Source organism: Haliea sp. E1-2-M8 (assembly GCF_030649675.1).
In the GTDB taxonomy this organism is placed as follows: Bacteria; Pseudomonadota; Gammaproteobacteria; order Pseudomonadales; family Halieaceae; genus Haliea.
In genome coordinates this window covers 31,306-57,766 of the sequence record NZ_JAUTDR010000024.1, presented here as the reverse complement: position 1 = coordinate 57,766, position 26,461 = coordinate 31,306, and the positions used below count along the sequence as shown (strand labels likewise).

26 protein-coding genes are annotated in these 26,461 nt (G+C 61.1%); 19 read left to right on the top strand and 7 right to left on the bottom strand.

The genetic code is table 11. The features are described from left to right. Positions 1–545: 545 nt before the first annotated feature. On the bottom strand, positions 546–983 hold the full coding sequence (gene hpaR / locus Q6D67_RS17365; RefSeq protein ID WP_304706938.1) for a homoprotocatechuate degradation operon regulator HpaR: 438 nt from the start codon (positions 981–983) through the stop codon (positions 546–548). Then, complete coding sequence (locus Q6D67_RS17360) at positions 970–1,848, bottom strand: fumarylacetoacetate hydrolase family protein (RefSeq protein ID WP_304706937.1); 879 nt, start codon at positions 1,846–1,848, stop codon at positions 970–972. Before Q6D67_RS17360 ends, hpaR begins: the two co-directional genes overlap by 14 nt. A gap of 198 nt (positions 1,849–2,046) precedes the next feature. Between Q6D67_RS17360 and hpaE the strand changes: the two genes are divergently transcribed. The 12 genes from hpaE to Q6D67_RS17300 all read left to right on the top strand — a co-directional run bounded on the left by hpaE (position 2,047) and on the right by Q6D67_RS17300 (position 12,064). Continuing rightward, positions 2,047–3,564, top strand: a complete 1,518-nt coding sequence (gene hpaE, locus Q6D67_RS17355; protein WP_304706936.1) for a 5-carboxymethyl-2-hydroxymuconate semialdehyde dehydrogenase — start codon at positions 2,047–2,049, stop codon at positions 3,562–3,564. Between the two features lie 2 nt (positions 3,565–3,566). Further along, positions 3,567–3,881, top strand: coding sequence for a hypothetical protein (locus tag Q6D67_RS17350; protein ID WP_304706935.1), 315 nt, complete (start codon positions 3,567–3,569; stop codon positions 3,879–3,881). Further along, on the top strand, positions 3,878–4,708 hold the full coding sequence (locus tag Q6D67_RS17345; RefSeq protein ID WP_304706934.1) for a hypothetical protein: 831 nt from the start codon (positions 3,878–3,880) through the stop codon (positions 4,706–4,708). Before Q6D67_RS17350 ends, Q6D67_RS17345 begins: the two co-directional genes overlap by 4 nt. Beyond that, positions 4,708–5,076, top strand: a complete 369-nt coding sequence (locus tag Q6D67_RS17340) for a 5-carboxymethyl-2-hydroxymuconate Delta-isomerase (RefSeq protein ID WP_304706933.1) — start codon at positions 4,708–4,710, stop codon at positions 5,074–5,076. The genes Q6D67_RS17345 and Q6D67_RS17340 overlap by 1 nt, the downstream gene beginning before the upstream one ends. Positions 5,077–5,078: 2 nt before the next feature. Beyond that, a complete protein-coding gene (hpaH, locus tag Q6D67_RS17335) occupies positions 5,079–5,882 on the top strand; it encodes a 2-oxo-hept-4-ene-1,7-dioate hydratase (RefSeq protein WP_304706932.1) in 804 nt (267 codons plus the stop codon). Positions 5,883–5,896: 14 nt separating this feature from the next. Next, entirely contained in the window at positions 5,897–6,700 is an 804-nt protein-coding gene (locus Q6D67_RS17330; protein WP_304706931.1) for an aldolase/citrate lyase family protein, read from the top strand. A gap of 93 nt (positions 6,701–6,793) precedes the next feature. Further along, positions 6,794–6,979, top strand: a complete 186-nt coding sequence (locus Q6D67_RS17325; RefSeq protein WP_304706930.1) for an NF038104 family lipoprotein — start codon at positions 6,794–6,796, stop codon at positions 6,977–6,979. Positions 6,980–7,041: 62 nt separating this feature from the next. Further along, the gene (locus Q6D67_RS17320; protein ID WP_304706929.1) at positions 7,042–7,629 is read left to right on the top strand and encodes a CorA family divalent cation transporter; all 588 of its coding nucleotides are present in this window, start codon (positions 7,042–7,044) and stop codon (positions 7,627–7,629) included. Beyond that, positions 7,584–7,745, top strand: a complete 162-nt coding sequence (locus tag Q6D67_RS17315; protein ID WP_304706928.1) for a CorA family divalent cation transporter — start codon at positions 7,584–7,586, stop codon at positions 7,743–7,745. The genes Q6D67_RS17320 and Q6D67_RS17315 overlap by 46 nt, the downstream gene beginning before the upstream one ends. A 44-nt stretch (positions 7,746–7,789) precedes the next feature. Continuing rightward, on the top strand, positions 7,790–8,824 hold the full coding sequence (locus Q6D67_RS17310; RefSeq protein ID WP_304706927.1) for a lysylphosphatidylglycerol synthase transmembrane domain-containing protein: 1,035 nt from the start codon (positions 7,790–7,792) through the stop codon (positions 8,822–8,824). Then, positions 8,817–11,084 (top strand): glycosyltransferase, encoded by a 2,268-nt coding sequence (locus tag Q6D67_RS17305; RefSeq protein ID WP_304706926.1) that lies wholly within the window; start codon positions 8,817–8,819, stop codon positions 11,082–11,084. Before Q6D67_RS17310 ends, Q6D67_RS17305 begins: the two co-directional genes overlap by 8 nt. Positions 11,085–11,140: 56 nt before the next feature. Continuing rightward, complete coding sequence (locus tag Q6D67_RS17300; RefSeq protein WP_304706925.1) at positions 11,141–12,064, top strand: DMT family transporter; 924 nt, start codon at positions 11,141–11,143, stop codon at positions 12,062–12,064. Positions 12,065–12,174: 110 nt separating this feature from the next. Here Q6D67_RS17300 and Q6D67_RS17295 read toward each other — a convergent pair whose 3' ends face one another. Continuing rightward, the gene (locus Q6D67_RS17295; protein ID WP_304706924.1) at positions 12,175–13,842 is read right to left on the bottom strand and encodes a PQQ-dependent sugar dehydrogenase; all 1,668 of its coding nucleotides are present in this window, start codon (positions 13,840–13,842) and stop codon (positions 12,175–12,177) included. Positions 13,843–14,119: 277 nt separating this feature from the next. On the opposite strand from Q6D67_RS17295, the gene Q6D67_RS17290 reads away from it, so the two are divergent. Together Q6D67_RS17290 and Q6D67_RS17285 are read left to right on the top strand one after the other, a co-directional pair. Then, positions 14,120–17,098, top strand: coding sequence for an AsmA family protein (locus tag Q6D67_RS17290; protein ID WP_304706923.1), 2,979 nt, complete (start codon positions 14,120–14,122; stop codon positions 17,096–17,098). Positions 17,099–17,141: 43 nt separating this feature from the next. Next, a complete protein-coding gene (locus tag Q6D67_RS17285) occupies positions 17,142–17,849 on the top strand; it encodes a phosphatase PAP2 family protein (protein ID WP_304706922.1) in 708 nt (235 codons plus the stop codon). Between the two features lie 37 nt (positions 17,850–17,886). Here the strand turns inward: Q6D67_RS17285 and Q6D67_RS17280 are convergent, their stop codons facing one another. Then, positions 17,887–19,023 carry an endonuclease/exonuclease/phosphatase family protein gene (locus Q6D67_RS17280; protein ID WP_304706921.1) on the bottom strand — a complete coding sequence of 379 codons (1,137 nt, stop codon included), beginning with the start codon at positions 19,021–19,023 and terminating at the stop codon, positions 17,887–17,889. Between the two features lie 295 nt (positions 19,024–19,318). Between Q6D67_RS17280 and Q6D67_RS17275 the strand changes: the two genes are divergently transcribed. Beyond that, a complete protein-coding gene (locus tag Q6D67_RS17275) occupies positions 19,319–19,741 on the top strand; it encodes a hypothetical protein (protein WP_304706920.1) in 423 nt (140 codons plus the stop codon). Between the two features lie 78 nt (positions 19,742–19,819). Here Q6D67_RS17275 and Q6D67_RS17270 read toward each other — a convergent pair whose 3' ends face one another. The 3 genes from Q6D67_RS17270 to Q6D67_RS17260 form a co-directional block, all read right to left on the bottom strand. Continuing rightward, positions 19,820–20,671, bottom strand: a complete 852-nt coding sequence (locus Q6D67_RS17270) for a hypothetical protein (protein ID WP_304706919.1) — start codon at positions 20,669–20,671, stop codon at positions 19,820–19,822. Between the two features lie 132 nt (positions 20,672–20,803). Next, a complete protein-coding gene (locus tag Q6D67_RS17265; protein ID WP_304706918.1) occupies positions 20,804–21,517 on the bottom strand; it encodes a DUF3108 domain-containing protein in 714 nt (237 codons plus the stop codon). A 79-nt stretch (positions 21,518–21,596) separates the two neighbouring features. Next, positions 21,597–22,754: a class I SAM-dependent RNA methyltransferase gene (locus Q6D67_RS17260; RefSeq protein ID WP_304706917.1), complete on the bottom strand. Its 1,158-nt coding sequence runs from the start codon at positions 22,752–22,754 to the stop codon at positions 21,597–21,599. Between the two features lie 119 nt (positions 22,755–22,873). Here Q6D67_RS17260 and Q6D67_RS17255 point away from each other — a divergent pair, with 119 nt between their 5' ends. Genes Q6D67_RS17255 through Q6D67_RS17240 form a run of 4 tightly spaced genes read left to right on the top strand, consistent with a single transcriptional unit; the run spans position 22,874 to position 26,434 of the window. Continuing rightward, on the top strand, positions 22,874–23,578 hold the full coding sequence (locus tag Q6D67_RS17255) for an AzlC family ABC transporter permease (protein WP_304706916.1): 705 nt from the start codon (positions 22,874–22,876) through the stop codon (positions 23,576–23,578). Beyond that, positions 23,575–23,880: an AzlD domain-containing protein gene (locus Q6D67_RS17250; RefSeq protein WP_304706915.1), complete on the top strand. Its 306-nt coding sequence runs from the start codon at positions 23,575–23,577 to the stop codon at positions 23,878–23,880. The genes Q6D67_RS17255 and Q6D67_RS17250 overlap by 4 nt, the downstream gene beginning before the upstream one ends. A gap of 33 nt (positions 23,881–23,913) precedes the next feature. Beyond that, positions 23,914–25,419: a wax ester/triacylglycerol synthase family O-acyltransferase gene (locus tag Q6D67_RS17245; RefSeq protein WP_304706914.1), complete on the top strand. Its 1,506-nt coding sequence runs from the start codon at positions 23,914–23,916 to the stop codon at positions 25,417–25,419. A gap of 1 nt (position 25,420) precedes the next feature. Further along, positions 25,421–26,434: an SDR family NAD(P)-dependent oxidoreductase gene (locus Q6D67_RS17240; RefSeq protein ID WP_304706913.1), complete on the top strand. Its 1,014-nt coding sequence runs from the start codon at positions 25,421–25,423 to the stop codon at positions 26,432–26,434. The last annotated feature ends 27 nt before the right edge of the window (positions 26,435–26,461 follow it).

Genomic DNA, 26,461 nt, shown 5'->3' with positions numbered 1-26,461 from the left:
ATCGACAGCAGCAAATGCGAGCCATGGCAATGGCAGGAATGGCAGTGGCTGGGGGGTGTGTTGTGCTCTGAGCCCGAAGATGGATCTACCGTGTAATTCGAATCATCCCCTGGAGCAATATCTGCCAGCTCCTGACTTTCGTGGTCTGAATGGACAGGCAATACGTCGGCAGCGATGGATAGTGATTGCACTACCATCAACACCGCAAACAGTATTAAGGTCCAGATTCTTGGCATGTGGCTAGCAGGTGACTCTCAGGGACTCGCTCCGGGAGCATAGCACAACTAAAGGCTCGATGATGTAAGGCCTGTTTCTTCGTGGGAATAGGAAACAGTTACCGGTGTGAAACGATTGTACCGTTGTCACAGTTGAGGCATCAATGGGCAGGCTGGCCGTCCAGCAGTACGCTTTGATCCAATCGGTCGAGGCTAATATTGGCGTGCGCAAGCGCGTCTTCGCCAAACTGCAGATCGGCAGCCTCAACGAGTTGTTCGCCCTGTGCCTGGGCTGCGCGCTAGCTGGTACGGTGATCTGGAGCCGGATGGTCAAGCCGCAGCGTCATCCTCCAGCTTTTCCACCAACTCGTCCAGCAACTCGTACAACAGCTCCAGTTTGCCGTAGCCGAATTTCTCGGTGATATGGCGGTAGCGCTCCTCGGACTGCGGAGCGATCTTCTCGAACAGCGCTATCCCCGCCGGCGTAAGAGAAACCAGGCTGCGGCGGAGATCAGCCTGCTCGGCGACTCGGACAATCAGATCCCGTCTTTCCAGGTTTTGCAGGATACGCGACAGACTGGGCATCAGCAGGGCACAGCGTTTGGCGATTTCGGTGGCGTCCAGTGCCCCGGACTCCACCAGCGCGCGCAGCACGCGCCACTGCTGGGCTGACAGGCCATGTTCGCGCAAATGTGGCGTGAACTTTCTCATCACCGCTTCCCGGGCCTTGAGCAGGGCCATCGGCAGGGAGCGATCAAACTGTCTCATGGGGTGCCTGTACTGTCGGGTCGTCGATCACGCCATTGTGCAACAAACCGATGCCGGGTGACTCCACTTCGACTTCATCGCCCGGTGCGAGGTACCTGGGCGGGTCGCAACGGGCGCCTGCACCCAGTGGGGTGCCTGTGGAGATGAGGTCGCCGGGCTTGAGGATAAAAAAGCGCGACAGGTAGCTGAGCAGAAAGTGAAACGGAAACATCAGGTTGGCGGTGGTGTCGTGCTGGCGCTGCTCGCCATTGACCCGCGTGTTCAGGATCAAGTCCTCGTAGCCCGCGAACCCGTCGGCCGTTACCATCCATGGGCCGATACTGCCGGAGTGTACGAAATTCTTGCCCTGAGTCACATTGAACTTGGCGTGCCGCACCCAGTCGCGGATGGTGCCCTCGTTCATCAGCGTCAGGCCGGCAATGTATCCGGTCGCTTCGTCTTCGGGGATGCGGTGACCGGTTTTGCCCACCACAATCACGATTTCGCCTTCGTAGTCCAGCTGCGCGGACTCCGGCGGACGCCACAGGGGCTGGCCGTGGCCGGTGAAAGAGTCCGGCGCGCGCAGGAACAGGCTGGGCCACTCCGGATCGGCGCTGTTGTCCCGATACTCGGCATTGCGATTGGCGTAGTTCACGCCGATACAGGCGATTTTCTCCGGCGTGCGCACCGGTGGCAGGTAGACAATCTCGTCCAGGCTGGCATCGGGGTCCAGCGCCGCGGCCGCGTCCATCATCCGGGCGAGTTGCCCTGTGCGGAGCGTCTGGTGCAGGTCGCCACCGAAGCGCGCCCCAAGGTCAATGACACCGCCGTCCGCGACCACTCCCCAGGTCTCAGCACCAGCGAGGCTGTAGGTCAGGAATCGCATAGTAACACCCCAAAAATATTTAACCAGTTAATGATATTCTACCAGCATCTTCCGGCGAAGTTGGCGTTATAGCGACAATTACGCCTACTATATTCAGGAAAAGAAACCTCGGTCGGCGTTTATTTGTCTCAAGATATTTAACATGTTACATTAAATGCGTTCGGTACCACGATTATTACCCAGCCAGCGAGGCCCCTCATGGCCGACTTTGAAGGCAATAAATCCGCCGCCTCCGGCTACCTGCGGCGCTTTCTCGACCAGGTGACCGGACACTACCTCAGCGGGGAAATGCGGGTACCACCTGGGGCGGAGACTTTCAGCAATGTTGCGCCCAGTGACAACAGCTCTCTGGGCCAGGTGGTCGCCGGCACCGCCGCTGACGTCAACGCTGCGTGTGAGGCTGCCCGGGACGCCTTTCCCGCCTGGCGCGACATGCCGGGCAACGAGCGCAAGAAGCTGCTGCACCACTTCGCCGACCTGGTCGTAGAGCGCGCGGAAGAGATCGCCCTGGTGGAGAGCATGGACTGCGGCCAACCGATTCGCTTCATGCAGCAGGCGGCCCAGCGCGGTGCTGCCAATTTCCGCTTTTTCGCCGACAAGGCGCCGGAAGCGCGCAACGGCCTGGCCCTGCACCAGGAGCAGCACACCAACTACACCATCCGCAGCCCCCTGGGTCCGGTCGCTGTCATCACCCCGTGGAACACACCGTTCATGCTGGCCACCTGGAAAATTGCCCCGGCACTGGCCGCGGGCTGTACCGTGGTGCATAAACCCGCCGAGCTGAGCCCCCTGTCTGCCATGCTGCTGGCGGAAATCAGCCATGCGGCCGGTATTCCCGCCGGGGTGTGGAATACCGTCAACGGCTTTGGGGAAGTCGCAGGCAAGGCCCTGACCGAACATCCCGCGATCAAGGCCGTGGCCCTGGTCGGCGAATCCGCCACCGGCAGCCATATCATGCGCCAGGGGGCAGATACGCTGAAGCGCGTCCACTTCGAACTGGGCGGCAAGAACCCGGTGATCGTATTTGACGATGCCCACTTCGAGCGCGCCCTGGACGCTGTCGTATTCATGATCTACAGCCTCAACGGTCAACGCTGTACCTCAAGCAGTCGCCTGCTGGTCCAGAGCGGCATCCGTGACCGCTTCCTCGCCGCCCTGGAACAACGGGTCAAGGCCCTGCGGGTGGGGCACCCGCTGGACCCGGCCACGGAAGTCGGCCCGCTGGTGCACAGCGGCCACTTCGAAAAAGTAATGAGTTACATGGACATCGCCCGTCGGGACGGCGCTACCGTGGCAGTGGGTGGTACCCGGCGGCAAGACCTGGGCCCGGGCAACTTTGTCAGCCCCACCCTGTTCACCCAGGCCGACAACAGCATGCGCGTCGCCCGCGAGGAGATCTTCGGCCCGGTGCTCACCGCCATCAGCTTCGCCACCGAGGAAGAGGCGCTGCACATGGCCAATGACACCGAGTACGGCCTCAGCGCCTACATCTGGACCGGCGATACCGGCCGCGCCCTGCGCATGGCCAATCAGGTCGAGGCGGGGATGATCTGGGTCAACTCCGAAAACAACCGCAACTTGCCCTCGCCCTTCGGCGGCGCGAAGATGAGCGGAATCGGCCGCGACGGCGGCGACTACAGCTTTGATTTCTATATGGAAACCAAGAACGTCTGCATCGCCCACGACACCCACAAAGTACCCGTACTGGGGCGCTGACCATGAGCCTGTACTATGTGCAAAAACTGCTCTACCAGCTGAACCGCGAGCCGGATCTGCAGCAACAGTACCTGGAGGACCCCGATAGCGTGCTCAGGCATTACCGGCTGGACGAAGAAGAACTGGCGACCTTGAAGAAGCCGGATATCGGCATGCTGTACATCATGGGCGTGAATGGCCAGCTACTGATGCACTACGCGGCCCTGTGCGGTTATGCCTGGCCAGACTATATCCAGGCCATGCGGACGGCCCTGGAGCAGCACGGCAATGTGCGCGCGGGGCTGTATGCAACCACCGACGGCAAGGGGGCAATATGAGCCTGGTATTCGCCGGCGTGTGTTCCCACGCCCCGGGCATTACCGGCCGCAAGGTGATGGCCCGGGCCGATGACGTCGAGACCCTGTACACGGCCATGAACAACATGCGCCTGGCCCTGGAGGCCTCACGCCCCGACGCGCTGATCATAATCACTGCGGAACACTTCGCCAATTTTTTCATGGACAACATGCCTGCCTTCTGCGTGGGCATGGCGCAGGACTACCAGGGCCCCATCGAAGACCCGCAGTGGTTGGGCATAGAGCGCCAGAACATTCCGGGCAACCCGGACCTGTCGCGGCGCCTCATCGAGCACACCATGCAGGAGGTCGACCTGGCCTACGCCGAGGAATGGAAGTGCGACCACGGCATCATGGTGCCGCTGCATTTCCTCACCCCGCGCTACGATCTGCCCATCATTCCAGTGAACATCAACTGCCAGGGACCACCGCTCACGCCGTTGCACCGGGCCTGGACCCTTGGCGAGGCCCTGCGCAAGGCCTGCGACGCGGTGCCCGAGCGCATTGCCATTGTCGGCACCGGGGGCATCTCCCACTGGCCGGCTACGCCGGACTCCGGCAAGATCAACGCGCCCTGGGATCGCGATTTCCTGGACCGCTGGAGCAATAATGACCGCGAGCGCCTGCTGGATTACAGCGACGAACGCACCTACCTTGAGGCCGGGCAGGGTGGTTTCGAGATTCGCACCTATATCGCGGTCTCAGGCGCCACCGCCGGCACCCCGGCCACCGTGCACTATTATCGCCCGATCCCCATCTTTGCGGTGGGCTGCACCGTGGGGATTGTGGACTTGCCTGAGGCGGCCTGATGGCACATTTTATTTACGAGTACTCCGCCAACCTGCCGGCGGAGCAGCTGGATCTGGCGGGGCTCATGCAAACGATGCACCGGGTGGCCGCCGACACTGGTGTATTTCCGCTGGCCGGTATACGCAGCCGCGCGGTGCGGTGCGAGGAGTTTCGCGTGGGCGACGGCAACCCCGACAATGGCTTTGTCAACCTCAGCGTAAAAGTCGGCCACGGTCGTGACCTGGACACCCGCACGGCCGTGGGGGAGCAGCTGTTTGACACCCTGATGCAGCACCTGCAGCCCCTGTTCGACAGCCGGCCTCTCGCGGTGTCCTTCGAGATGCGCGAACTGGACCCACATGTCAAATTCAACCGGAAGAACATCTGATCATGCTCACTGAGCAGCAGATTGCCGACGCCGCCGAGCAGCTGCATGAAGCAGAGCGCCAGCGCGTGCAAATCCCGGCCCTGACCCTGACCTACCCCGACATGGACCTGGGCGACGCCTATCGCGTGCAGAAGCATTGGGTGGACCAGAAAATCAGCGCAGGCCACAAAGTCATTGGCTACAAGATTGGCCTGACCTCACGCGCCATGCAGATGGCGGTCAATATCGACACCCCCGACTACGGGGTGCTGCTGGATCACATGCTCTACTCCAATGGCGGCACCATAAGCGCGGGGGATTTCACCGACCCGCGCATCGAGGTGGAATTCGCCTTTGTGCTCCGGCAACCTCTGTTCGGCGAAGACGTCACTGTGGAACAGGTGATGGCGGCCACCGACTATGTGGTGCCCGCCCTGGAACTGATCGCGGCCCGCAGCTACCGCACCGACCCGAAGACCGGCTACACCCGCAAGGTGTTCGACACCATTGCCGACAACGCGGCCAACGCCGGCATTATTCTCGGCGACTCCCATATCGACCCGCAGAACGTCGACCTGCCATGGGCCGGTGCCGCGCTTTACCTGAACGGCGAGATCGAGGAAACCGGCCTGGCGGCGGGCGTGATGGGTCACCCGGCCGAAGGCGTCCGCTGGGTGTGCAAGCGCTTTGCCCCCTGGGGCGTAGGCCTGGAAGCCGGCCAGGTTATCCTGTCCGGATCTTTCACTCGTCCGGTGGTGGTGCGTGCCGGGGACCACATCCGGGCCGATTACGGCCCCTTCGGTGCAATCAACGTCAATTTCAAATAGAAACTGGATACAGCATGGAACTGCCCGCCAACAGATTAAAACGCGCCCTGGCCACAGGCCGGCCCCAGTACGGTCTGTGGCTGGGCCTGCCGGACAACAGCGTGGCGGAAATCGCGGCCGGCGCCGGCTTCGACTGGTTGCTGATCGACCACGAACACGCGCCGTTCGAACTGCGCGACATCATGAACCATTTACAGGCTATGGCGGCGTACCCAGTGGCGCCCCTGGTGCGGCCGGTAGAGGGTAGCCCGGCGCTGCTGAAGAAGCTGTTGGACATCGGCGTGCAGAGCTTTCTGATCCCGATGGTGGACGACGCCGCCCAGGCCAGGGCCTTGGTGGCGGCGCTACGCTATCCTCCCGCGGGGAAGCGGGGGTTGGGTACTTCCATGGCCCGGGCAGCGGATTGGAATCGCGTGCCAGACTATCTGCAGAAGGCAAATGCGGAAATCTGTCTGATAGTGCAGGTGGAAACGGCAGAGGCCATGGACAACCTGGATGAAATTCTGGCAGTGGAGGGGGTGGACGGTGTATTCATCGGCCCCTCGGACCTGTCTGCATCCATGGGTCATATCGGTAACGCCGGCCACCCGGACGTCGTGGCCAGTATTTCCGCCGCGCTGTCACGCATCAAGGCGGCGGGCAAATACGCCGGCCTGCTGTGCCTGGACCCCACATTGGTGGACAACTATATCGCCCAGGGCGCGGACTTTATCGGCATCGGCGTGGACACCATGATACTGGTCCAGGGCCTGCAAAAATTGCTGCAACGCGGGCAGGGCGAATCGGAAACCAGTCCGGCGCCACAGCCTGGCTATTGACCGGCACAAGCGGGGTAGAACCCCACTCACAGAGTCCTTCACTGCCCGGGTCTGGTAGACTTCCCATCCCCGAGCTGCTGCTGTGTCTCTACCATGCCTGTACGTATACTACTGATCCTGGCTATACCGTTCGTAGTTTCCGGCTGCGCCGTCGTTACGGTGGCGGATGCCGCGGTTACGGTGGTAGCGACTGGAGTGAAGGTGGTGGCGAAGACTACTGGCGCAGTAGTGGATGCAGCTATTCCCGATAACGAGGATGACGATGGAAACGAAGGGTGAGCGGCTATTCAGTGCCCGTCAAAAAGCATGGATAAATTGCTGAGAACAATAGAGGTGAACTGATGCTGAGGCTGTTTCGAATCAACGCCGGACTGATCCAGGAGATCGAATGCCCAACGGATCAGATTTTCACCTGCCTGCCCGAGGCCGATTGGATCGATGCCCACAAACCCGATGAGCAGGAGCGTTCCATGCTGGCGCAAATGCTGCACACCGACCTGCCAGAATCCGATGAAATGGAGGAGATTGAGGCATCGGCCCGGTGTTTCGTGGATCAGGCTGGCATCCATGTCCACAACCTGTTTTTGACCCAGGCCGACGGGCGACACAATACGGTCTCGGTGGCCTGCATCCTGCAAAAGGAGCGGCTGATTACCATTCGCGACGACGATGTCGCCGACTTCCGCCTGCTTCGGCTGCGAGCCCGGCGGGGCCAGGTGGCAGCACGCTCACCTCAGAATCTGCTGGTGACCCTGTTCGAGCAGAAAATGGAAAACCAAGCCGACACCCTGGAGGACCTGCACCGGCAGCTGGAGGGTGTCAGTTACCTTGTTCTGGCAATATTGAGCAGGACAAGATCATCAAGATATTTTCGATTGCGGCTGTGGTTTTCCTGCCACCAACCCTGGTGGCGAGCATGTACGGCATGAACTTCGAGCACATGCCTGAGCTGGCGTGGCTGCTGGGCTACCCCTGGGCTATCGGCCTGATGATACTCGCGGGAATCGCTCCCTACTGGTACTTCAAGCGCAAAGGCTGGCTCTAGTCCATGCCGCCGAATTTATGAAGCCATCGGACCTGGCATCCCGTATGACACTCCCCGTCAATCCCTTCAAGATCATCGGGTTCGCTGTGCTGTTCGTCCTGCTCAGCGCCCTGGTGCCAGTGACGATCGTGAAGGAGCTCAATGGACAGTTCGATCTCCTGTGGCGGGAGCTGTTCACTCCGCGATTCATTGTGTCGGCCCTGGCATTGTTGACCGTGTACTACGTGAGTGACGGTCTCAGGTTATGGTTTACATTACGATCGCTAGGTCAACACCAGCCACTGCGCACGATGCTGCCCCTGGTGTTCATCAATCTGCTGTTTTCCAATATAACGCCCATGGCCACCGGTGGTGGCGTGGTGCAGGTGTGGTACCTCCACCGTCGCGGTATTCATATCGGAGCCGCCACGGCCGCCACTACCGTGCGTACTTTGCTCTCCAGCCTGATGATATTCCTGCCGGCGCCGGTGTTATTGTTCAGCATTGACCGGCTGGTGGATAGCCCCCTGGCAAGCCAATGGGGTGGCTGGCTGGGCCTCTTTGCCGTGCTCTACGTCGCCTTTTTCCTGTTGCTGCTATGGCGCTTGCGCTGGTTCATCCACGCCGCCACCGCGGTGCTGGCGCTGGCCCATCGCCTGCATCTGATCGGGGAGTCGCGCCAGCGTCGCTGGCGGTTCCGGCTGCGTCGGGAAATGATCCGCTTCGGCTACAGCTTCCAGGCCTTTTTCAAAGGCAATCTCGCTGACCTGGTCCTGGCGCTGGTATCGACGGCGATATTCCTGACTTCCCTGTTCTCATTCCCGGCGCTGCTGCTGTGGGGAATGGGCTCCCCGGTGGACTATCCGCTGATCCTGGCATTAATGCTGGTGAATACATTCATCATGTACTTTGCCCCCACGCCAGGCGCCGCCGGGATTGCCGAGGGCGTTTTCGCGGTGATTTTTACTTCGCTGTTGGAGTCCGGTGATCTACTGCTTCTGGTGCTCGGCTGGCGCTTTTTAACCGTTCACCTGGGGATGCTGATCGGCGTGCCGGTTTCGATCTATGCGTTTGCCCGGAGGAAGGACTCCCATGGGTAGAGAAATGCTTCGCTGGCTCTACTGGCTCAGCCTGACGTTGGCGGCAGCGTTGGTGGTCTACAAGATCTATCTCAACTTTTTTGAACAGGACTTCGCTGCGGAACATGCCGCCCAGGTCGAAGATATTGAAGCTGCACTCAATGGGCGCACAAACTTCCGTTTTGCCGTTGTCGGCAATATCAGCAACTCGGTGGGTATTTTCGAACGCAAGATCATCCCTCTGCTAAACAGGGGAGACTACGACTTTGTGGTGTCCGCCGGGAATGCCCTCTCCACCGGGGGTGAAGACAAATACCGCGCCATTTATCGCACACTGACGCGTCTGAATATGCCCTACCTGCTGACATTCGGCCCTCAGGAAGAAAGCCGGCTGGGTGGCTTTCGTTTTTACGACCACTTCGGCCCCTTGCATTTCAGCTTTGGCGCGGGCAACAATCGCCTGGTCTTTCTCGACAGTACGGGCACCACGGATTTCGGCTGGCAGTACCGCTGGCTGGAGGAGGAACTGGCCGCAGCGGACGAAACGAACCTTTTCGTGTTCAGTGCCCATCCACTCTATCCTGTGAAACGGTCGGGGCTGTTCGGCCTGAGTGACGACAACCTGTTCGCCGGAGACGAGCGCGAGCGCTTTGCAAAGTTGATCGAGCATTTCGAGGTGGACACCGTATTTTCGGCCAATTTCCCGGTATTCGATCTTGAGACCCACGACGAAACTCGATATGTCGTCACCGGCGGCGCCGGCGGACTGGTGATCAATAACGAGCGCAGCCACTATCATTACGTTTCGGTGAGCGTCGAGGGCGACCAGGTTGCGGTCGAGGAACGGCGATTACAGATCGGACAGCACCCGATCTGGCGGAACCTGGAAAGTTTCTGGTTTTTTGTCCACTCTCTTTTCTATGTCGGGTACCTCAATTTCATCCTGCTGGTCAGTATCTTTGTCGCCGTCGCGATCTGGCTCAAAACACGGATATTTACGGAACGGGATTACTACCCCGACTTCGATACGGACCCCGACACCATGCTCGATATGCCGTTGCGCATCGCGATGTTTACCAATAACTATCTGCCCTTTATTGGTGGAGTGCCCATTTCCATAGACCGACTGCGCCAGGGGTTGGTGCAGTTGGGGCATACAGTACTGATTGTCGCCCCCCGCTACCCGAACACGGACGCTGACGACCCTTTTATTTTGCGGGTGCGCGCACTACTGCCCCTGGGCAGACACCGCGAATTTCGCCTGGCCAATGTGTTTTCACCCCGCTTGTATCGCCAGGTCTTCCGCTTTCGTCCGGATATTATTCACGTGCACCATCCGTTCTGGCTGGGCAGCGCCGGCGTGTTTTTGGCCCGGCGCCTGGGTATCCCCGTGGTCTATACCTATCACACCCGCCTGGAACACTATGCCCATTATGTTCCCCTGCCTGGCCCCCTGTTTCGCAACCTGGTATCTCATGCAGTGGTTCGGCGATTTGCCAATCGCTGTGATGCTGTCATCGTGCCGACGGAGAGTGCTGAAGAATATCTGCGCACGATTGGCGTCAGGCGGCGAATACTGGTGCAACCCACCGGCATCGATGTCGAAAAATTTCGTGCTGTTCCCGAGGAAAGACTCCGCCAACTGCAGGCAGAGCATGCACCGCGGGGTGAGCGGATACTGATCAGCATTTCCCGCCTGAGTGGGGAGAAAAATATCGACTTCCTGCTCAATGCCATTCGAACATTAAAAATCGGCTGTGCAGAGCCCTTTCGATTGCTGATTATCGGTGATGGGCCGGAGCGACAGCGGATCGACGCACGAATCCGTGAGCTGGGGCTGGCAGACTCCGTTTCTCTGCTGGGCGCCGTTGCGCCGGAGCAGATTCCTGTCTACTGCCGATTGGGCGACATTTTTCTGTTCGCCTCCCGCTCTGAAACCCAGGGCATGGTAATCCTGGAGGCCATGGCGGCCGGAATGCCTGTAGTCGCAGTGCGATCAAGCGGCATCGATGATATCGTCGACAATGGATTCAACGGCTTCAAGACACCGGCGGACACGGCACAGTGGAGCGCCCGGATTGAGCAATTGCTTCTTGATCCGGCGCTGCACAAAAAGCTGTCTGCGAACGCAGAATCTTTCGCGGACAATTTCAGCATCAGTCGCTTCAGTGAAAGCGTGCAGCGGTTTTATGCTGGCATTCTTGTCGATCAGAAGACCGCCATTCTCCCTGGCACAGTAAATACTGATGACGATAAAGGAGAACATGGCGATGGGAAATAAAATTTACCGCACCGATACTTTACCTGGAAGTAGTATAAGTTGAGGGGGTTACGCACGTGAAGACCTGGATATTGCTTGCTCTAATCACCTTGTCGGAAGCGACTATTGGTGTTTTTGTCAAGCTGACCGATGGCCGCATCCCGGTCCAAACGCTCACCTTTTACGCATTTGCCATTGCAACAGTATTTCTGATGCTGGCCCTGCCGCGGGTGACAAAGCAGCCTCTTGAGCTGCCACGTGGAAACTGGAAGGACACGTTTTTCATCGGCGCACTGATCGCCGCCCAAAGTGGTTTTTTTAACTACGCCATGACCCTGGTTCCCATAGCGAACGCGGTTATCTTCTGGAGCGTTGCGCCTTTCTTCACCTTTATACTGTCCTGGCTTTTTTTGGGGGAGAAAGCGAAGAAAAGCTATATCCTGATTTTTGCGATAGCCTTGGTCGGCATCGTAGTTGCCAAACCGTTGCAAGAGGGCTACATGCTCGGCAACATGGTGGCGCTGGGCGTGGGTGCGATCTACGCGGCCATGATCACTTACATCCGCCATGAGGGCAAAACCGAAACCGGCAACGATATCGCCTGGTCTCTGCTGTTCGCCGCCCTCATCATGTTTCCGTCCCTACTATTTGTCGGGCCCGGGGATATCACCGGCATGATTCGGTATGAGGGCCTGGGGCTGTCTTTACCCGTCATGCTATGGGCCGTAGGGTTGGGCCTGATCTCCATGGGGTTTGCCTATTTGGGTATCTCCATCGTCCTCAAATCGATTAATGCCAACGTGTATTCGCTGGTCGATATCATCGTCTCGCCCGCTGTGGCAACTCTGTGGGGCTTTCTGATCTTCAACGAAGTTCCAGCATCCAGTATGTTGTACGGTGGCGCACTATTACTCGGGGCCGGCTTCTGGTTGACGAGGGACATGTCCCGGGACGACCCCAGCCGTCCGGTCCATGTCTGTAACCCGCAATCTGCTCACTGAAAGGAAGAGGGTCGCCAACACCATGTTTGCCGGAATGGCCAGCGCAGTCGGGGCCCGGCCAGCCGGTACAGCTATTCCTGAAACGGTTGGCGCATCGGCGCTACTGGCTGTTATTGCAGCGAGGCCTGGTCGGCGTTCGCGGCCTCAATGCGCAGCAGTTGGCCGGGTGTGTGGTCGGTCAGCAGGTACAGTTCGCCGTCATCGCCAATGTCGATGTCGCGAATGCGCTTGCCAAGTTCGTGGAACAGGCGCGTTTCGTTGACCATTCGGCCGTCTTCCAGATCCAGGCGGAACACGCCCTTCCCGGCAAGGCTGCTGACGAGCAGATCGCCGTTGAATTCCGGAAACGCATCACCGCGGTAGATCAGGATGCCGGATGGCGCGATTGACGGCGTCCAGTGATTGACAGGAGTTTGCACCCCTTCGAGTTCATTGTGCGGTGAAATGCTCGTGCCGGGGTAGTTGACGCCCTCGGTCGCCATCGGCCAGCCGTAATTCCTGCCGGGCTCGATGAGGTTGATCTCGTCGCCGCCGTAAGGTCCGTGCTCGCTTTCATAAAGGCGCCCGGTCTGGTGGTCATAGTACAGGCCCTGGGGGTTGCGGTGGCCGTAGCTGTAGATTTCAGGGCGCTTGCCCTGCTGGTGGATAAACGGGTTGTCGTCGGGCACGGAGCCGTCCATGTTCAGCCTCACGAGCTTGCCCATGTGGTTCCCGAGATCCTGCGCGTACTCGCGATAGTCGAAGCCGTCGCCGATGGACACGACCAGTGTGTCGTCGGGCAGAAAAACGATTCGGGAACCGAACTGCACGCCGGTATCCTTCAGTGGTTCGGCCTGGAAGATACGCCGGAATTTTTCCAGCCGGTTGCCGCGAAGCTCGCCGCGGCCGACGCAGGTGTTGTTGGCGCGCTTCGTGCCGCAGGCATAGCTCAGGAACACGCTCCGATCACGTTCGAAATGCGGTGACAGCGCGATATCCAGCAGGCCGGCCTGCACGCCGGCGAGCACCCGGGGCACGCCGGCCAGCGGTTGCTTGAGTAACGCACCGCCGGCATCCATGATGCGCACGCGCCCCGTGCGTTCGGTAATCAGCCGCCGACCGTCCGGCAGGCGAACCATTCCCCACGGGTGATCGAGTCCGTCGGCGACGGTTGTGATGCGATAGCTCTCAACGGAATAGTCATCAATGTCGAGCGGACGCTCCGGACGCATGAATAGATGCAGGCTGAACGCGGCGATCAGCATCACGACCGGAAACGCGAGGTGGGTCCAGGTAAAGCCCTTCACCGACCTGAACTCTGGCTTGCCGCTGGTTCTGGCGAAAACCCAGGCACCGATGAAAGCGGTGGAGAGCATCGCTATAAGGCCGACCACGCCGCGCGTCGCCGAGATCACTGTCGGAATCGGCGACAGCGTGTTGGCGGTGAAGAACGCCACCGCGAGTCCCGCGGCGCCTGCCATACCGAGCAACATCGAGCGACCACCTGGCCACCTCCGCGCCAGCCACAAACCCGCGGGAAACGCGACAAGGAACGCAGCCCCGACGAGCAGCGCATAGAACGGTGCAAACGACAGCAGATCCCTGGAGATCGTCCGCAACCAGTCGTCCCATGTAGCGTACGATCCCATGTCCAGCAGGCTGAGAAGGTTCAGTGTCGACTGCACCAGCGAGCCGAGCACGGATGTGACGAGCACCGCGAACAGCCAGGGCAGCAGATTGCGCGCGAGCACTCTCCATGAATTCTTGAATGTGGCAAAATTAAGAATGTTGGCGGCCAAGCGGAGTCTCCCGGTCGGTTTTGCCCGGGACAGAGACGGCATGGCTCCTCAACTGGGCTGGTGAGATCTAATCTATCATTGCACTGCCCTTACTTTTGTGCGTAAACGAACAGATTCTCCAGCTCCATCCGCGTACTTTGAAAAGTCATCCTGAGTTCTATCGCTTCCGATGAGTTCACTCTCAGTACCGGAGTCCGGCTGACAGGCTAATGATGCATGCACCATTGCATCTGTCTCCCACAGCGATCTTTTGGAGAGCTCTATTGCAGGGATTCGTGTGGCGATTCTGAAAATTGTACTTGCCGCTGTCGCGGGTGTAATCGCCGTCACTCTCGGCCTCGCGGCCGTCGCCCTGGTGGTGGTCGTTCTGGCGGTCGAATCTACCTGGTTCAGCGGCCAGTTACAGACCCGTCTGGAGGAGAAGTGGAATCGGGAAATCGACTGGTCCGGCGGCATCGAGGTGGACTGGTCTTTGGCCCCGACGGTAACCCTGGAGCAACCCACTATTGAGAATGCACTCTGGGCCGAAAAACCCCACATCGCCCAAGCCAGGTCGATCTCGGCACGCATTGATCTCCCCCAGTTGCTGCAACGCAAGCTGGTGGTGGAAAAGCTTGTCCTGGAGAAGCCCCAAGTACATCTGCGCCGATCGCCGGACAAGGGGACCAACTGGCAGGCATGGATTTCCGACGATGAAGAACCGTCACTCTTCCAAACCCGGTTTGAAGAGATCGAAATCAACGACGGCAAGCTGACCTATGCGGACACCGCGGAAAACACCAATATTGCCACGGAGGTCGACACCGGCAGGGGTCAAAGACTGCGCCTCGACGGAGAAGGCTCTCTCAAGGGCAAGCGGCTGGCCTTCGGATTCACCGGCGATCCGCCGCGAGAGATGACGGAAGAGCTTGTTGCAAACCGGTCACAGACGGAGACTTATGATCTTCAGGGCAAGCTGGACTGGGGCGAACACCAGCTGACACTTAACGGGCATAGTGGCAGCCTGAGTACTCTTCAATCCCTGGAGTTCCAGTTCTCCCTGAAAGGCCCGGATGCGAGCACACTTTCCCGGTTTTTCGGCTACGAAACCCGCGACGCGGCCTACCGGATCGAAGGCACTCTTCGCCGGCGCGATACCAACTGGCAGCTGGAAAACATCGACGGTCAGCTCGCCGATAGCGGGTTTGAGGGAAGTCTGAGCTGGCTGGACAAAAGCGAGAAGCCTCCCACCCTCATCCTGACCCTTGACATGGAAACCCTCAACCTGGACAAAACCCTGCCCATGCTGGTGCCTTCCAGCCAGGGCGATGAGGCAGCGGAGAAGGACAGGAAAGACGCAAGGGAAGAGGGCAAACGCTGGAACAGCCTGATCAAGGAGCTGACGGCGAAACTGCGGGACTTCAATTTCGATCTCGACCTGCAGGCGCAGCGGGTGACGCTCGCGGGCAGAGAGCTCGACAATGCCATCCTTCGCGCAACCCTGGCCTCCGGGCAACTCGACATCGAAAATTTCTCCGCCGAGCTGGGGGAGGGGAGCTTCACCGTCACCGGCACTGCGGACGGGTCCCGGCCGCTGCCCCGTGCCAACCTCGCTGTCGCGCTCCAGGCTCTGGATATGGGGCGGGCCCTGCCGGCGTTCGAGGCTGCCGGGCTCGGATATCTCGAGGGCAGGCTCGCCACCCGTTTGGAAAACAATGCCCTCCTGCTGGAGGAGAGCAGTCTGCGTTACTGGCACGAGGAGAAAAAGACCGATATCGAAGTAGATTTCGCCGGTCGGCGCACCCGGAGCGGCGCCGCCGGGGTCCGGCTCGACGCCAGCGGTACCCTGCGCGACCACCTCTTTAATCTTGAGGTCAGTGGCGGCCCCCTGCTGGATCTCGACGATCCACGCAAGCCCTATCCCCTCTCTGTGAATTCCACTTTCGGCGAGACCGAAATCCGCGCCAGCGGCACTGTGACACAGCCCCTGATAGTCAAGGCGGTCGACCTCCAGCTACATGTCGAGGGGCCTGATCCAGCGCAGCTGTGGTATATCTCTCCCTTGCCACTGCCCCACCTGCCCCCCTACGAGATCGACGCCAGCTTCGAGCGCGACGGGGCGCTCTGGCACCTCCGGGACATCGACGGCACCGTGGGCAATAGCGACCTTGCGGGCAAGGTGCGCTGGCGAGCACCTCCCGGCGAGCGGCCGGAGGTATGGGCGGACCTCACCTCCAGCATGCTGGACCTGGACGACCTTTTGCCGGTGGTTGGCCTCGCCCCCGCCACCGGCAGTGGCGAAGTGACCTCTCCCGCCCTGGAGGCGCTGGCCCGGCAACAGGCGGCCAGTGAAGAGGTACTGCCGGAGGCGGAACTCATGCGCAAGCGGCTCAAGGCGGTGAATGCCCATCTCGATTTCAATGCCCTGGAAATGCGGGCGAAGAAAGTCCCCTTCGAGGAAGTGGTCGTGAAACTGGACCTGGAGGACGGCGTACTCCAGGTGTATCCCCTCGCTCTTCGCTTTGCCGAGGGGAAAATCACCCTGAACGGGGACATCAACGCCAACCCCGATCCCGCTCAGGGCAGCGCAAAACTCGAAATTGCCCATGTCGATCTCCACGAATTCGCCCGGCATTTCGATGTCGCAGACGATACCAGGGGCATTCTGGGGGGCGACGGCCAGGCCACCTTTGCAGGCAACTCCGTGCAGCAGGCCCTGGCGAGTCTCGACGGCAGCCTGGACGTGCTGATGAGTGGGGGCCAGATTGATGCGCTGCTGGTGGAAGCGGTGGGATTGGACCTGGGCGAAGTGCTATTCAGCCTGGGGCAAGAAAAGCCCGATCCAGTAGAGATTCTATGCCTTTACTCCAAAATCTGGGCCAGCGACGGCCAGGCGAATATCAAGGCACTCACCATGGCCACCTCCGACAGCAATATCGTTGGCGAAGGCAATGTCAATTTTGCCAGCGAAACCTATGAACTGGTACTGGAGGCGCGCCCCAAGGATTTCAGCGTTCTCTCCAGCAGCAGTCCGGTGAGAGTATACGGCGATTTTGACAGCTACAATCTGGACGTGGTGAGCGCTGAACTGGTGGCGCGGGGCGCACTGACACTGCTGGCCGCGGTGATCTTTCCACCCGCAGCGCTGCTTCCTCTGGTCGAGCCGGGTACCGCCAGCGGCCAGGCCGGTTGTCAGCAATTGGTTTCATCCAGTGAAGGGGATGCGCCGGCGTCGTTGGATACGGCCGGAAGCGAAAAAGTGGAGCAAGCTCATTAGACAGTTTTTTTACCGGGAACATATGGGACGCCGAGGCCTTTCCATGCTGGCTCGGTTCGCGCGCTACGAGTTTGCAGCGCTGCTGAGCTTACTGGTGCTCTTCGCCGGGGTTTGGGCGTTCGTCGAGCTGGCCGATGAAGTGGCTGAAGGTGACACCACGAGTATTGATGAGACCCTGCTGCTCTCGCTGCGCAACCCTGCCGATCACACCGATCCGCTCGGTCCGGCCTGGCTGGAGGAGCTGGGGCGGGACTTTACCGCGCTCGGCGGTGTAGGCGTGCTGGTGCTGGTCTCGCTGGGTGCCCTGGGCTACCTGCTACTCGCCCGACGCTATCGCGCGGCGCTCTTTGCCTCGGTCGCGGTGCCCGGCGGTATACTGCTCAGCACGCTGATGAAGGTTGGCTTTGATCGTCCCCGGCCCGACCTTGTTCCGCATGACTCCATCGTCTACACCGCGAGCTTTCCCAGCGGCCACGCGATGATGTCTGCCGTGACCTACCTCACTCTTGCCGCTCTGCTCATCCGCGTACAACCCGCGCTGAGGCTGAAGGCTTACATTCTGTTGCTGGCGATACTGCTCACGCTGCTGGTGGGCATGAGCCGTGTCTACCTCGGGGTCCATTGGCCGACGGATGTCCTTGCCGGCTGGACGGCCGGGGCCGCCTGGGCGGCGTTGTGCTGGCTCGCGATGCGCTGGATGCAGCGGCGCGGGCAGGTGGAAACAGAGGAGAGCTGGACAGGCACCGAATAGCATGACTGTCAGCCTGACCCTGTCGTTGGCGTCGACCCTATTGGCTCGAGCTAACGCCGTGCTCGGCGGCGTCTTCCGCACCTTCCTCGATCATTTTCCCGGCCTGCTCCTCTTCCTCCGCAGAGGCTTCCGGCTTCTTGTCGTCTTTTCTTGCGACGGCCAGTGTGGCGGTGACGGCGAAATGGTCGGAGCCGGGTACCTTCACCCGGTCGAGGTCGATCAGATGAAAACCGTCAGAGACGAACAGGTGGTCGATCGGGTATCGCAACAGTGGCCGGTCTGCGGGGTATGAGCTCAACAGCCGCCTGCCGCGGCGAGGATCCTTCAGGTCGCTCAAGTCAGCGAACAGCCGGGTGGTGTCGGACCAGGCGACGTCATTGAAATCCCCGGTGACGATCCAGCGGTTGTCCGGGTCCTTCTGGACGTGGCTGGCAATGAGCATCAGCTCTGCGTCGCGGACCCGGCTGTCCCGACGATCGGTCGTCTCGTCGTCGCCGGCGATCTGGCCCGCCAGCCCCGGCGGGACGGGGTGAGTGCCGATGAACCGTACCGGGCCGATATCCGGCACATCCAGGGTAGCGAAGATCGATGGGCGACGCTCGGAGACCAGATGCTTGATCTCCCGCTCCAGCAGAGGGAAGCGCGACCAGAGCACGATGCCCAGGCCCTCGCTGCGCACCTCCCCGACCCGATACGCATACTGCTGATTCAGGGGCTTCAGCCTCTCAGCCCAGGCTCGGTCCACCTCGATCAACAGCAGAAGGTCCGGATCCTCACGTTGGACCATCGCCAGTAACTCGGCATAGTGGTCGTTGGTGTAGGTGACATTCGCTGTCAGTAGTTTCAGGGCCTTCCGGTCCCCGTCGGGTTGAACCTCGGCGGTCGGCACCTCGGTCGACCAGAGCGGCGTGAACGGCAGGATGTGCGACAGCTGCCATGCCCCCGTCGCGAGGATAACCGCGAGCCACGCTGCATGTTCTTTACGCGGTCGATCCCAATATGCGTGCACCGCCAACAGCCCCAGCGGCAGGGCCAGCGCCCAGGTCAACTGAAGCCGCGGGAACTCCCACAGCTGGATCCACCACTGACCGACGGGTATCATCGGCAGCACGCTCACCACCGCCAGCAGCAGCGTCAGCATTCGGGTGGTCCAGAGAAACAGCTTTGCAGCCATGGCACCTCACCCAGTACACGGCAGCAGCGAACGAAGCAGCCCCGGGCGTACTTGATTCGCTGCCACACCTCTCGGTAGTCTCCAATGACCAAGTGTAGCAGCTGATCCATCGGGTGCGGTGTTGCCATACCCCATCGCTCACCGCTGATCACCTGAGTGCCGATTCATCGCGCCAGGCACGCTTGCCTGACCATCCCGTTAGCCACACCTTGCTTTATCCCCACCACGGTCTATTTTTTAAAAACTGCCACATTTCGTGGCAGCCTTATTCCGCCAACCGTGGAGGTGGCAAGCAATGAAGAAAATCATACTGTTGCTCCTGTTGACCCCGATGCTCGCATTTGCCGAAGCGCCCTTTAAACAGGGCACTTACTGGGAGGTGACGTCGGTCGAAGTGCATCCGGGCAAATTCGATGCCTATATCGAGAACCTGAACGATCTGTGGCGAAAGCAAATGGACAAGCTGATCAAGGAAAAGAAGGTGGTTGGCTACAAGCTGCTTAGCAATGTTCACGCAAGAGAGGGTGAGCCCAATCTCTGGCTTATGGTCGAGTGGAAGTCAGCCGGTGACATGCTCGATCAGCCCGATGAATACTGGGACAAGCTGATGAGTGATATGGTCGGTTCCCGCGAGGACTCTGCCAAGCGCAACATCGAGCGCGGGGAGTTGCGGGACATTATGGGCAGCACCCTGGTACGTGAGGTCAGCTTTCGCTAGCTTGCATGCCCGTCAGTGCGCGCCCGGCGTACCTGGCGGGTATCACCATAGCAGCCCTCTCGAAAAACGCCGCGGGGGTTAGTCCCAGTCGCGGGTGAAAACCGCCTCCAGCCGCAACAGAACCGCCGCAGACCCCTCTCGCCTGTCCTCGAACTCGTCCCGGCGCCAGAAGTAGCTCGGTTGCAGTTCGGCAAACAGCCATTTCCGAAAGATATTCTGGCGGTAACGCATGCCGAAACCGTAGGACCGGGTGTAGTGGCCGGGTTCGGTAGCACCGGCGACCGCCAGGTAGTAACCGAGCACACGATCGTTGCTCAGGCGCCGGTTCAGGCTCAGGCCGGTGTTCCAGCTCAGGCCGGGTTCTTCCTCGAACCAGCGCAAGCGGTTGGTCCACTGCAGGACTTTGTCCTCGCCGAGGATGGTATCCAGGTCGCCCCGGGTTTCGCTGGCAAAGCCGTCATCGGTCCGGTACAGGGCCTCCTGGCTTAAGCGTCCTATGATCGCGTCCGAGAGTGGTTTCTCGTAGCGGTAGCGCGCTGAGATTTTCGGATGGAGGGTGGAGCGCAGCCCGATCTTGAAATCAACCCGGTCGTGCTTGCGTTCGCGCGCGGTGAGCTGCAGGGCGATGTCATCCGGCGCATTCTGACGATCAATCAGCAGGTCATCGCTCCCGGTGCGCTCGTCATCGTCCGAGAACAGCAGGCTGACGCGCTTGTTCAGATTGGGCAGGTGCACCTTGCCGCGCAGGCTGATACCGCTGTCCCAGCCGTCCATCTCGTCCCATTCTGGCTCTACCCGCAAACGCAGGGTGGAGTAGGGCGCCTCTTCGTCCACACGGTTGACGCCGAAAAAACTGTCCATCCAGGCAGCGAGGTTGTCAGCTTGCTCACTGACGTAATCGTGGCTGTCATCCAGCCATGGTCTATCCAACTCTGCCGTGTCCTCTTCGGCGCTTGCCCCCGGAAGGGAGATGGAAGCGCTGGCCGCAAGCAGTAGCAAACCCGCGGCCCGTGAGTACCTCACAGCGATTGCCTTCTGGCATTGTTGCCCGACCGCAAGGGCCTAACTGTTTTCCTTTGTGAAACGAAACGACTGTAGGGTGAGCTCATAGCTGCTGCCATCTTCTATTTGCCGTAACAGAACCGGCTGGTAATTGAGCTCTGGCGCCAACCAGAGAATTGTTTCACGGTCACTGTCATCCCGGACTCGTTCCAGCTTGACGACGCGTAGTGTGCCCAGGGCAGTCTCCATGTCCTCGTCACCCAGGCGCTGATAGCGATAATCGCGGATGCCGCCGCGAATGATAACGCTGTAGCTCAGTTCTTCCACACCCCCCTGCAGGTCCCGGGCAAGCTCCAGCTGGTGACTGAGCGGGCCGAGTTGGCCGGCTTCGAACTCCATTTCCGTTTGCTCACCCTTGCGCGAGGAGCGGATGGTCATGCCCGCGTGATCCACGGCCATCGATTCTTTGCGTGTGTTGCGCATTATCGAGCGGTCGTGACGATAGCCATCGGGCATGATGGCACCCTGTTGATCCAGATGGAACTGCTCTTGTTCGGTGATTTTGCCGAGGAAGTTGCTCGCTTCTACGCGCAACTCGTAGCCGCCGCTGGTCCGACGCAGGCTGTGTTCAGCCTTGATCGGAAAGCCACTGTAGCGAGCGCTGTATTCCGCCTCGTAGGTCGTGATGCCAGGCGCGCGTTCTGCGTCTCCTGCAGCAAAGGCCAACAGCGATGTGCACAGGGCAAGCATGAGCAAGATTTTAGGTGCTGTCATGGGCGAAGTACCTGTCAAATATCCAGTGAAGAATGTCCTTATAACTGGCAATTGGACCCGCCCAGCGCGGGGGAATTCACTATTGGCTTGCTGCTGGTCGCTGCAGCCAGCACAGCAGCTCCACGTGCGGTGTATGCGGGAACAGGTCCAGGGGCTGTATTTCGGCGGTTCGAAAACCAGCGCCAATGAAGATGTCGATATCCCGGGCAAAGGTGGCCGGGTCACAGGAAATGTAGAACACGTCCCGCAAGCGGTGCTTTTTCGTCAGCAACAGCCCCGCAAGCTTGAACCCGTCCCGGGGTGGGTCCAGTACCAGTATGCTGGCATCCCGCGCCTGCTCCTGCAGTCGTGAGCAGTCGGCTTCGGCGAACAGGTTATAGCGCTGTGCCTCCACGCCGGGCAGCTGGCGGGCGGCCAGCGCCTGGACGCTGTCTTCCACGCCCTCTACCGCCAGAATACGCGCGAAGCCAGCGGCCACCAGCATTTCGGTGAAATTGCCGGAACCGGAAAACAGCTCCAGCGCGGTGCGGCTTGGGTCCAACTGGTCCACGCGGGCTCCCAGCCACTCGCGCATGCGCAGGTTCTGCGCTGCGTTGCCCTGGCGGAAGGGGCGACGCTGGTTCGGTACCACCTCCGCGGCGCTGACCTCCTCGTCGACATCCAGCGTGGTCCAGTCCTGCTTGCGGCCGGGGCGGAACAGGTTGTTGGGCAGTGATTGCAGCAGTGCCTGCAGGGTTCCCCGATTGGGCTGCGTCAGGATCGGGCAGTCGGCGATGGGCGCAAGCTGCCTGGAGCCCGCTGCGACATAGCCCAGCTTCCTGCCGTCGGTCTTGAATTGCGCCCGGTTGCGGTAACCGAAAATAGCGGGCGAACCCCAGATCGGCGCGATTTCCGTCGTCAGCTGCAGGCGCGCCAGAGCCCGCTGCACGCGCTGCTCCTTGGCTTCGAGCTGGGCTGCGTAGTTGACGAATTGCCAGGGGCAGCCACCGCAGTCGCCGGGGCCGGTACCGTGGTGAACGCAGGGTGGCGTCACACGGGCAGGGGAGGGCTCGAGCAGCTCCAGCAGCCGGGCAAAACCGAAACGCTGCTTGAAACCAGTGACCGCAAAGCGGGCCGTTTCGCCGGGCCAGACACCGGCGACAAAGAACACCTGGCCGCCCGGGTGTTCGACGATACCGCTACCGTCGGTGCCGAGATCGCGGACGGTGGCGGTGAACTGTTCGTGAAGCTCGGGCATGGTGTCTGCTCTGGAAACCGGGGTGGAATGATACCATCGTGGCCCTGGGTGGGCGATGCAGGCCCCCTCCAGCTGGTATCATCTGGCCTTGAAACCCACTGACGGGAGTTTGCCTGGTCATGTCGCACTACATCGCGCCGGAGCTGTCTCCGGCGGCTTTCAAGCAGGGCTTCTGGCGCCTGTTGCCGATTTCCCTGTTTGTGGCTGTGTTTGGCGCGGCGTTCGGTCTGGCCGCGGTCCAGACCGGCCTTCCGGGCCACGAAATCGTGCTCATGAGCGCCACCGTGTTTGCCGGCACCGCGCAGTTCGCCGCCCTGGAGCTATGGGGCGCGGAGGTCCCGGTGCTACCGCTGTTGGCGACCACTTTCGCCATCAACGCCCGCATGCTGTTGATGGGTGCCACCCTCTACCCGTGGATGTCCCTGCTACCGCCGGGGCGTCGCTACGGCAGCCTGGTCATTCTCTCGGATGCCAACTGGGCGATGAACCTGAACGACCTGCAGAGTGGCAGGAATACCCTCGGCGCGCTGGTGGGTGGCGGTTTTGCCCTGTGGTTGACCTGGCTGACGGGCACCATCATCGGCATGGTCTTCGGCAGTGCCATCACTGATCCGAAAGCGCTGGGTGTGGACATGGTCATGGGTTGTTTCATGCTCAGCATGGTTCTGGCCGGGCGCCGGACATCGCGCACGGTCATGGCCTGGGTGGTCGGTGGCGCTGCCGCCTATGCGGCCTGGCTCTGGCTGCCGGAGAACAGCCATGTGGTGGTGGGTGCCCTCGCCGGTGGTCTGGTGGGTGCACTCTGGCTGGAGGACAAGGCGTGATTGCCATCGAGGATGGAGGCGCCCTGCTGCTGATTGCGCTGATGGCACTGGTGACCCTGCTGGCCCGCTTTGGCGGTGTGCTGTTGATGTCCTTTATCCCCATGGGCCGCCGGGTGGAGGGCTTCATCAATGCCATGGCAGGATCGGTGCTGGTCGCCGTGCTGGTGCCGGTTGCGGTCAAGGCCGATGGCGCAGGGCAGCTTGCGCTGCTGGCCACTGCCGTTTTGATGCTCCTGTTCCGGCGGCCGATGCCGGCGATCGCGGCGGGCATACTGGTCGCCGCCCTGGTGCGTGCGGTATAAAGCCCGGACAGGGTGCGAGCGGAGGAGTCGACCATGCAGCAGTTATCGGGACAGGATGCCATGTTTGTGCATGCGGAGCTCGAAGGTATGCCCCAGCATATCGGTGGCGTCAGTATTTACGACCAGAGTACCGCCCCCGGGGGCAAGGTACGGTTCAAGGACATCCTCGCCCTGCTGCAGTCGCGAGTACATCTGTCGCCAATCTTTCGCCGCAAGCTGGTCAACGTGCCGCTGGGCCTGGGCCAGCCCTACTGGGTGGATGACCCCCACTTCGACCTGGAATACCACGTGCGCCACATCGCCCTGCCCAAACCGGGAGACTGGCGCCAGCTTTGCATCCTTGCCGCGCGTATCCATTCCCGCCCCCTGGCACGCGACAAACCCCTGTGGGAAATGTACATCATCGAGGGGTTGGACAATGTGCACGGCCTGCCGAAACACTGTTTCGGGATGTTGCTGAAGGTCCACCACGCGGCAATGGATGGTGCCACCGGCTCCCGCTTCATGAGCCTGATGCTGGACCCCTCGCCGGTGCCGGCGCCAGTGGAGCCGGCGCCGCCCTGGGTACCGGAAGTACCCTCACCGGTCAGTATGCTGGGCAAGGCTTGTCTGGACGCCTGGAAGATGCCGCTGCAGGCCCTGGGACTGGTGCGGCAGGCGGTGCCAATGGCCGGGCGCCTGTATCGGGGCTATCGTGAACATGCCTTTGAACCGCGCAAAAGCCCGCCGCGGACCCGCTTCCAGGGCCACATTTCCGCCAACCGTGTAGTCGATGCCGTGCGCTTCGACTTCGAGGTGGTGCGCGCGATCAAGCAGTTGCATCCGGGCGCGACCATCAACGACGTCATGCTGACCATTGTTGCCGGTGGGCTGCGCCGCTTCCTGCTGGACAAGAAGGAGTTACCGGCCGCCAGCCTGGTGGCGGGTTGCCCTGTCGATGTGCGCTCGCCCGAGGAGCAGATGGCCGGCGGCAACATGGTGGGTTTCATGGGGGTCTCCCTGTGCACCCAGATCGAGGACCCTGTGGAGCGCCTGCGCACAGTGCATAACCACAGCCTGCAGGCCAAAGCCTATGCTGCGGCGCTGGGGCCGCGACTGGCGCTGGAATTGACCGACCTGGTCCCCGGCAATGTGCTCGCCCTGGGGCTGCGTCTGGCCGCCGCCACCGGGCTGACAGAGTCCTCCGTGACCTTCAACACCATCGTCACCAATGTCCCGGGTCCGCCAATCCAGCAGTATTTCTGTGGTGCGCGGCTGGTGGATGCGCTCAGCCTGGGGCCGCTGCTGCCCAATATCGGCCTGTTCCACGTGGTCTATAGCGCGGTGCAGAACAAACAGGGCAGCATGACCCTGTCCTTCACCGCCTGCCGCGAGATGCTGCCGGATCCCGCCCGCTATGCCGAGTGTCTGCAGGCCAGTTTCGATGAAATGGCGGCGCTGGTGGCTGTCAAGGCGCCGACTTCGCGCAAGCCCCCACGGAAAACCCCGCGGAAAACAGCGCGGAAAACTCCGCGGAAAGCCCCGAAGAGCGCGGGCTGAGATGCGCGTCATGATCACCGGTGCCACCGGCTTCGTCGGCTACCACACCGCCCAGGCCCTGCTGGACGCCGGCCACGAAGTCAGCCTGCTGGTGCGCAGTGTGGACAAGATGCTGGCGCTGTTCGGCCAGGACCGGGTGCAGTATGTCACCCGCGGCGACATCACCGACGCCGACCAGGTCGCCCGGGCACTGCAAGGCTGCGATGCGGTCGTCCACTCCGCTGCCCTGGTGTCGACCGCGGCTGCGGATGCCGAGCGGGTCTACCAGACCAACGTGGAGGGCACCCGGCTGGTGGTGGGCGGCGCCATCGAACGCGGTATCGGCCGGGTAATCCACGTCTCCAGCGTCACCGCACTGTACGATCCCGCCGCCGGCAGTCTCGATGAGAATTCGCCCCCCGGGCGGGCGAGCAATGCCTATGGGCGCTCCAAGGTGGATTGCGAGCGCTATGTGCGCGGGCTGCAGGACCGCGGTGGGGCGGTGTTCATTACCTACCCCGCCCAGGTCATCGGCCCCGATGATCCGGGCCTGACCGAACCGCACGTTGGCCTGCAGATGCTGCTGCAGGGCCTGGTGCCCTGCACCTCGTCCGGCACCCAGTACGTGGATGTGCGTGACATCGCCCTGGTCCATCGCAGGCTGCTGGAAGAGGTGGTGCCCGGCAATCGCTACGTCCTCGGGGGGCACTATCTGGACTGGCGCGGGGTCGCCCGTGCGCTGGAGGCGGTGACTGGCCGCCACCTGCTCAAAGTGCCCCTGCCGGGCATCGCGGCGCGCATCAGCGGTCACCTCTACGACCGTTTCGGCTCCTTGCTGCCCCTGGATTTACCCTTCGGTTCCGAGGCGATGGAGTATGCCACCCGCTGGGTACCACTGGACAACAGCCGGGTGGAAACCGAACTGGACTTCAGCTTCCGTCCACTGGAAGACAGCCTGCGCGATACCATTGCCTGGCTGCAGCGGCGGGGCCTGGTCAGCCGCCGACAGGCGGGACGCGCGTTGCGACCACGCTAGCCGGGCGAGGGGATGATCCACCGTCCC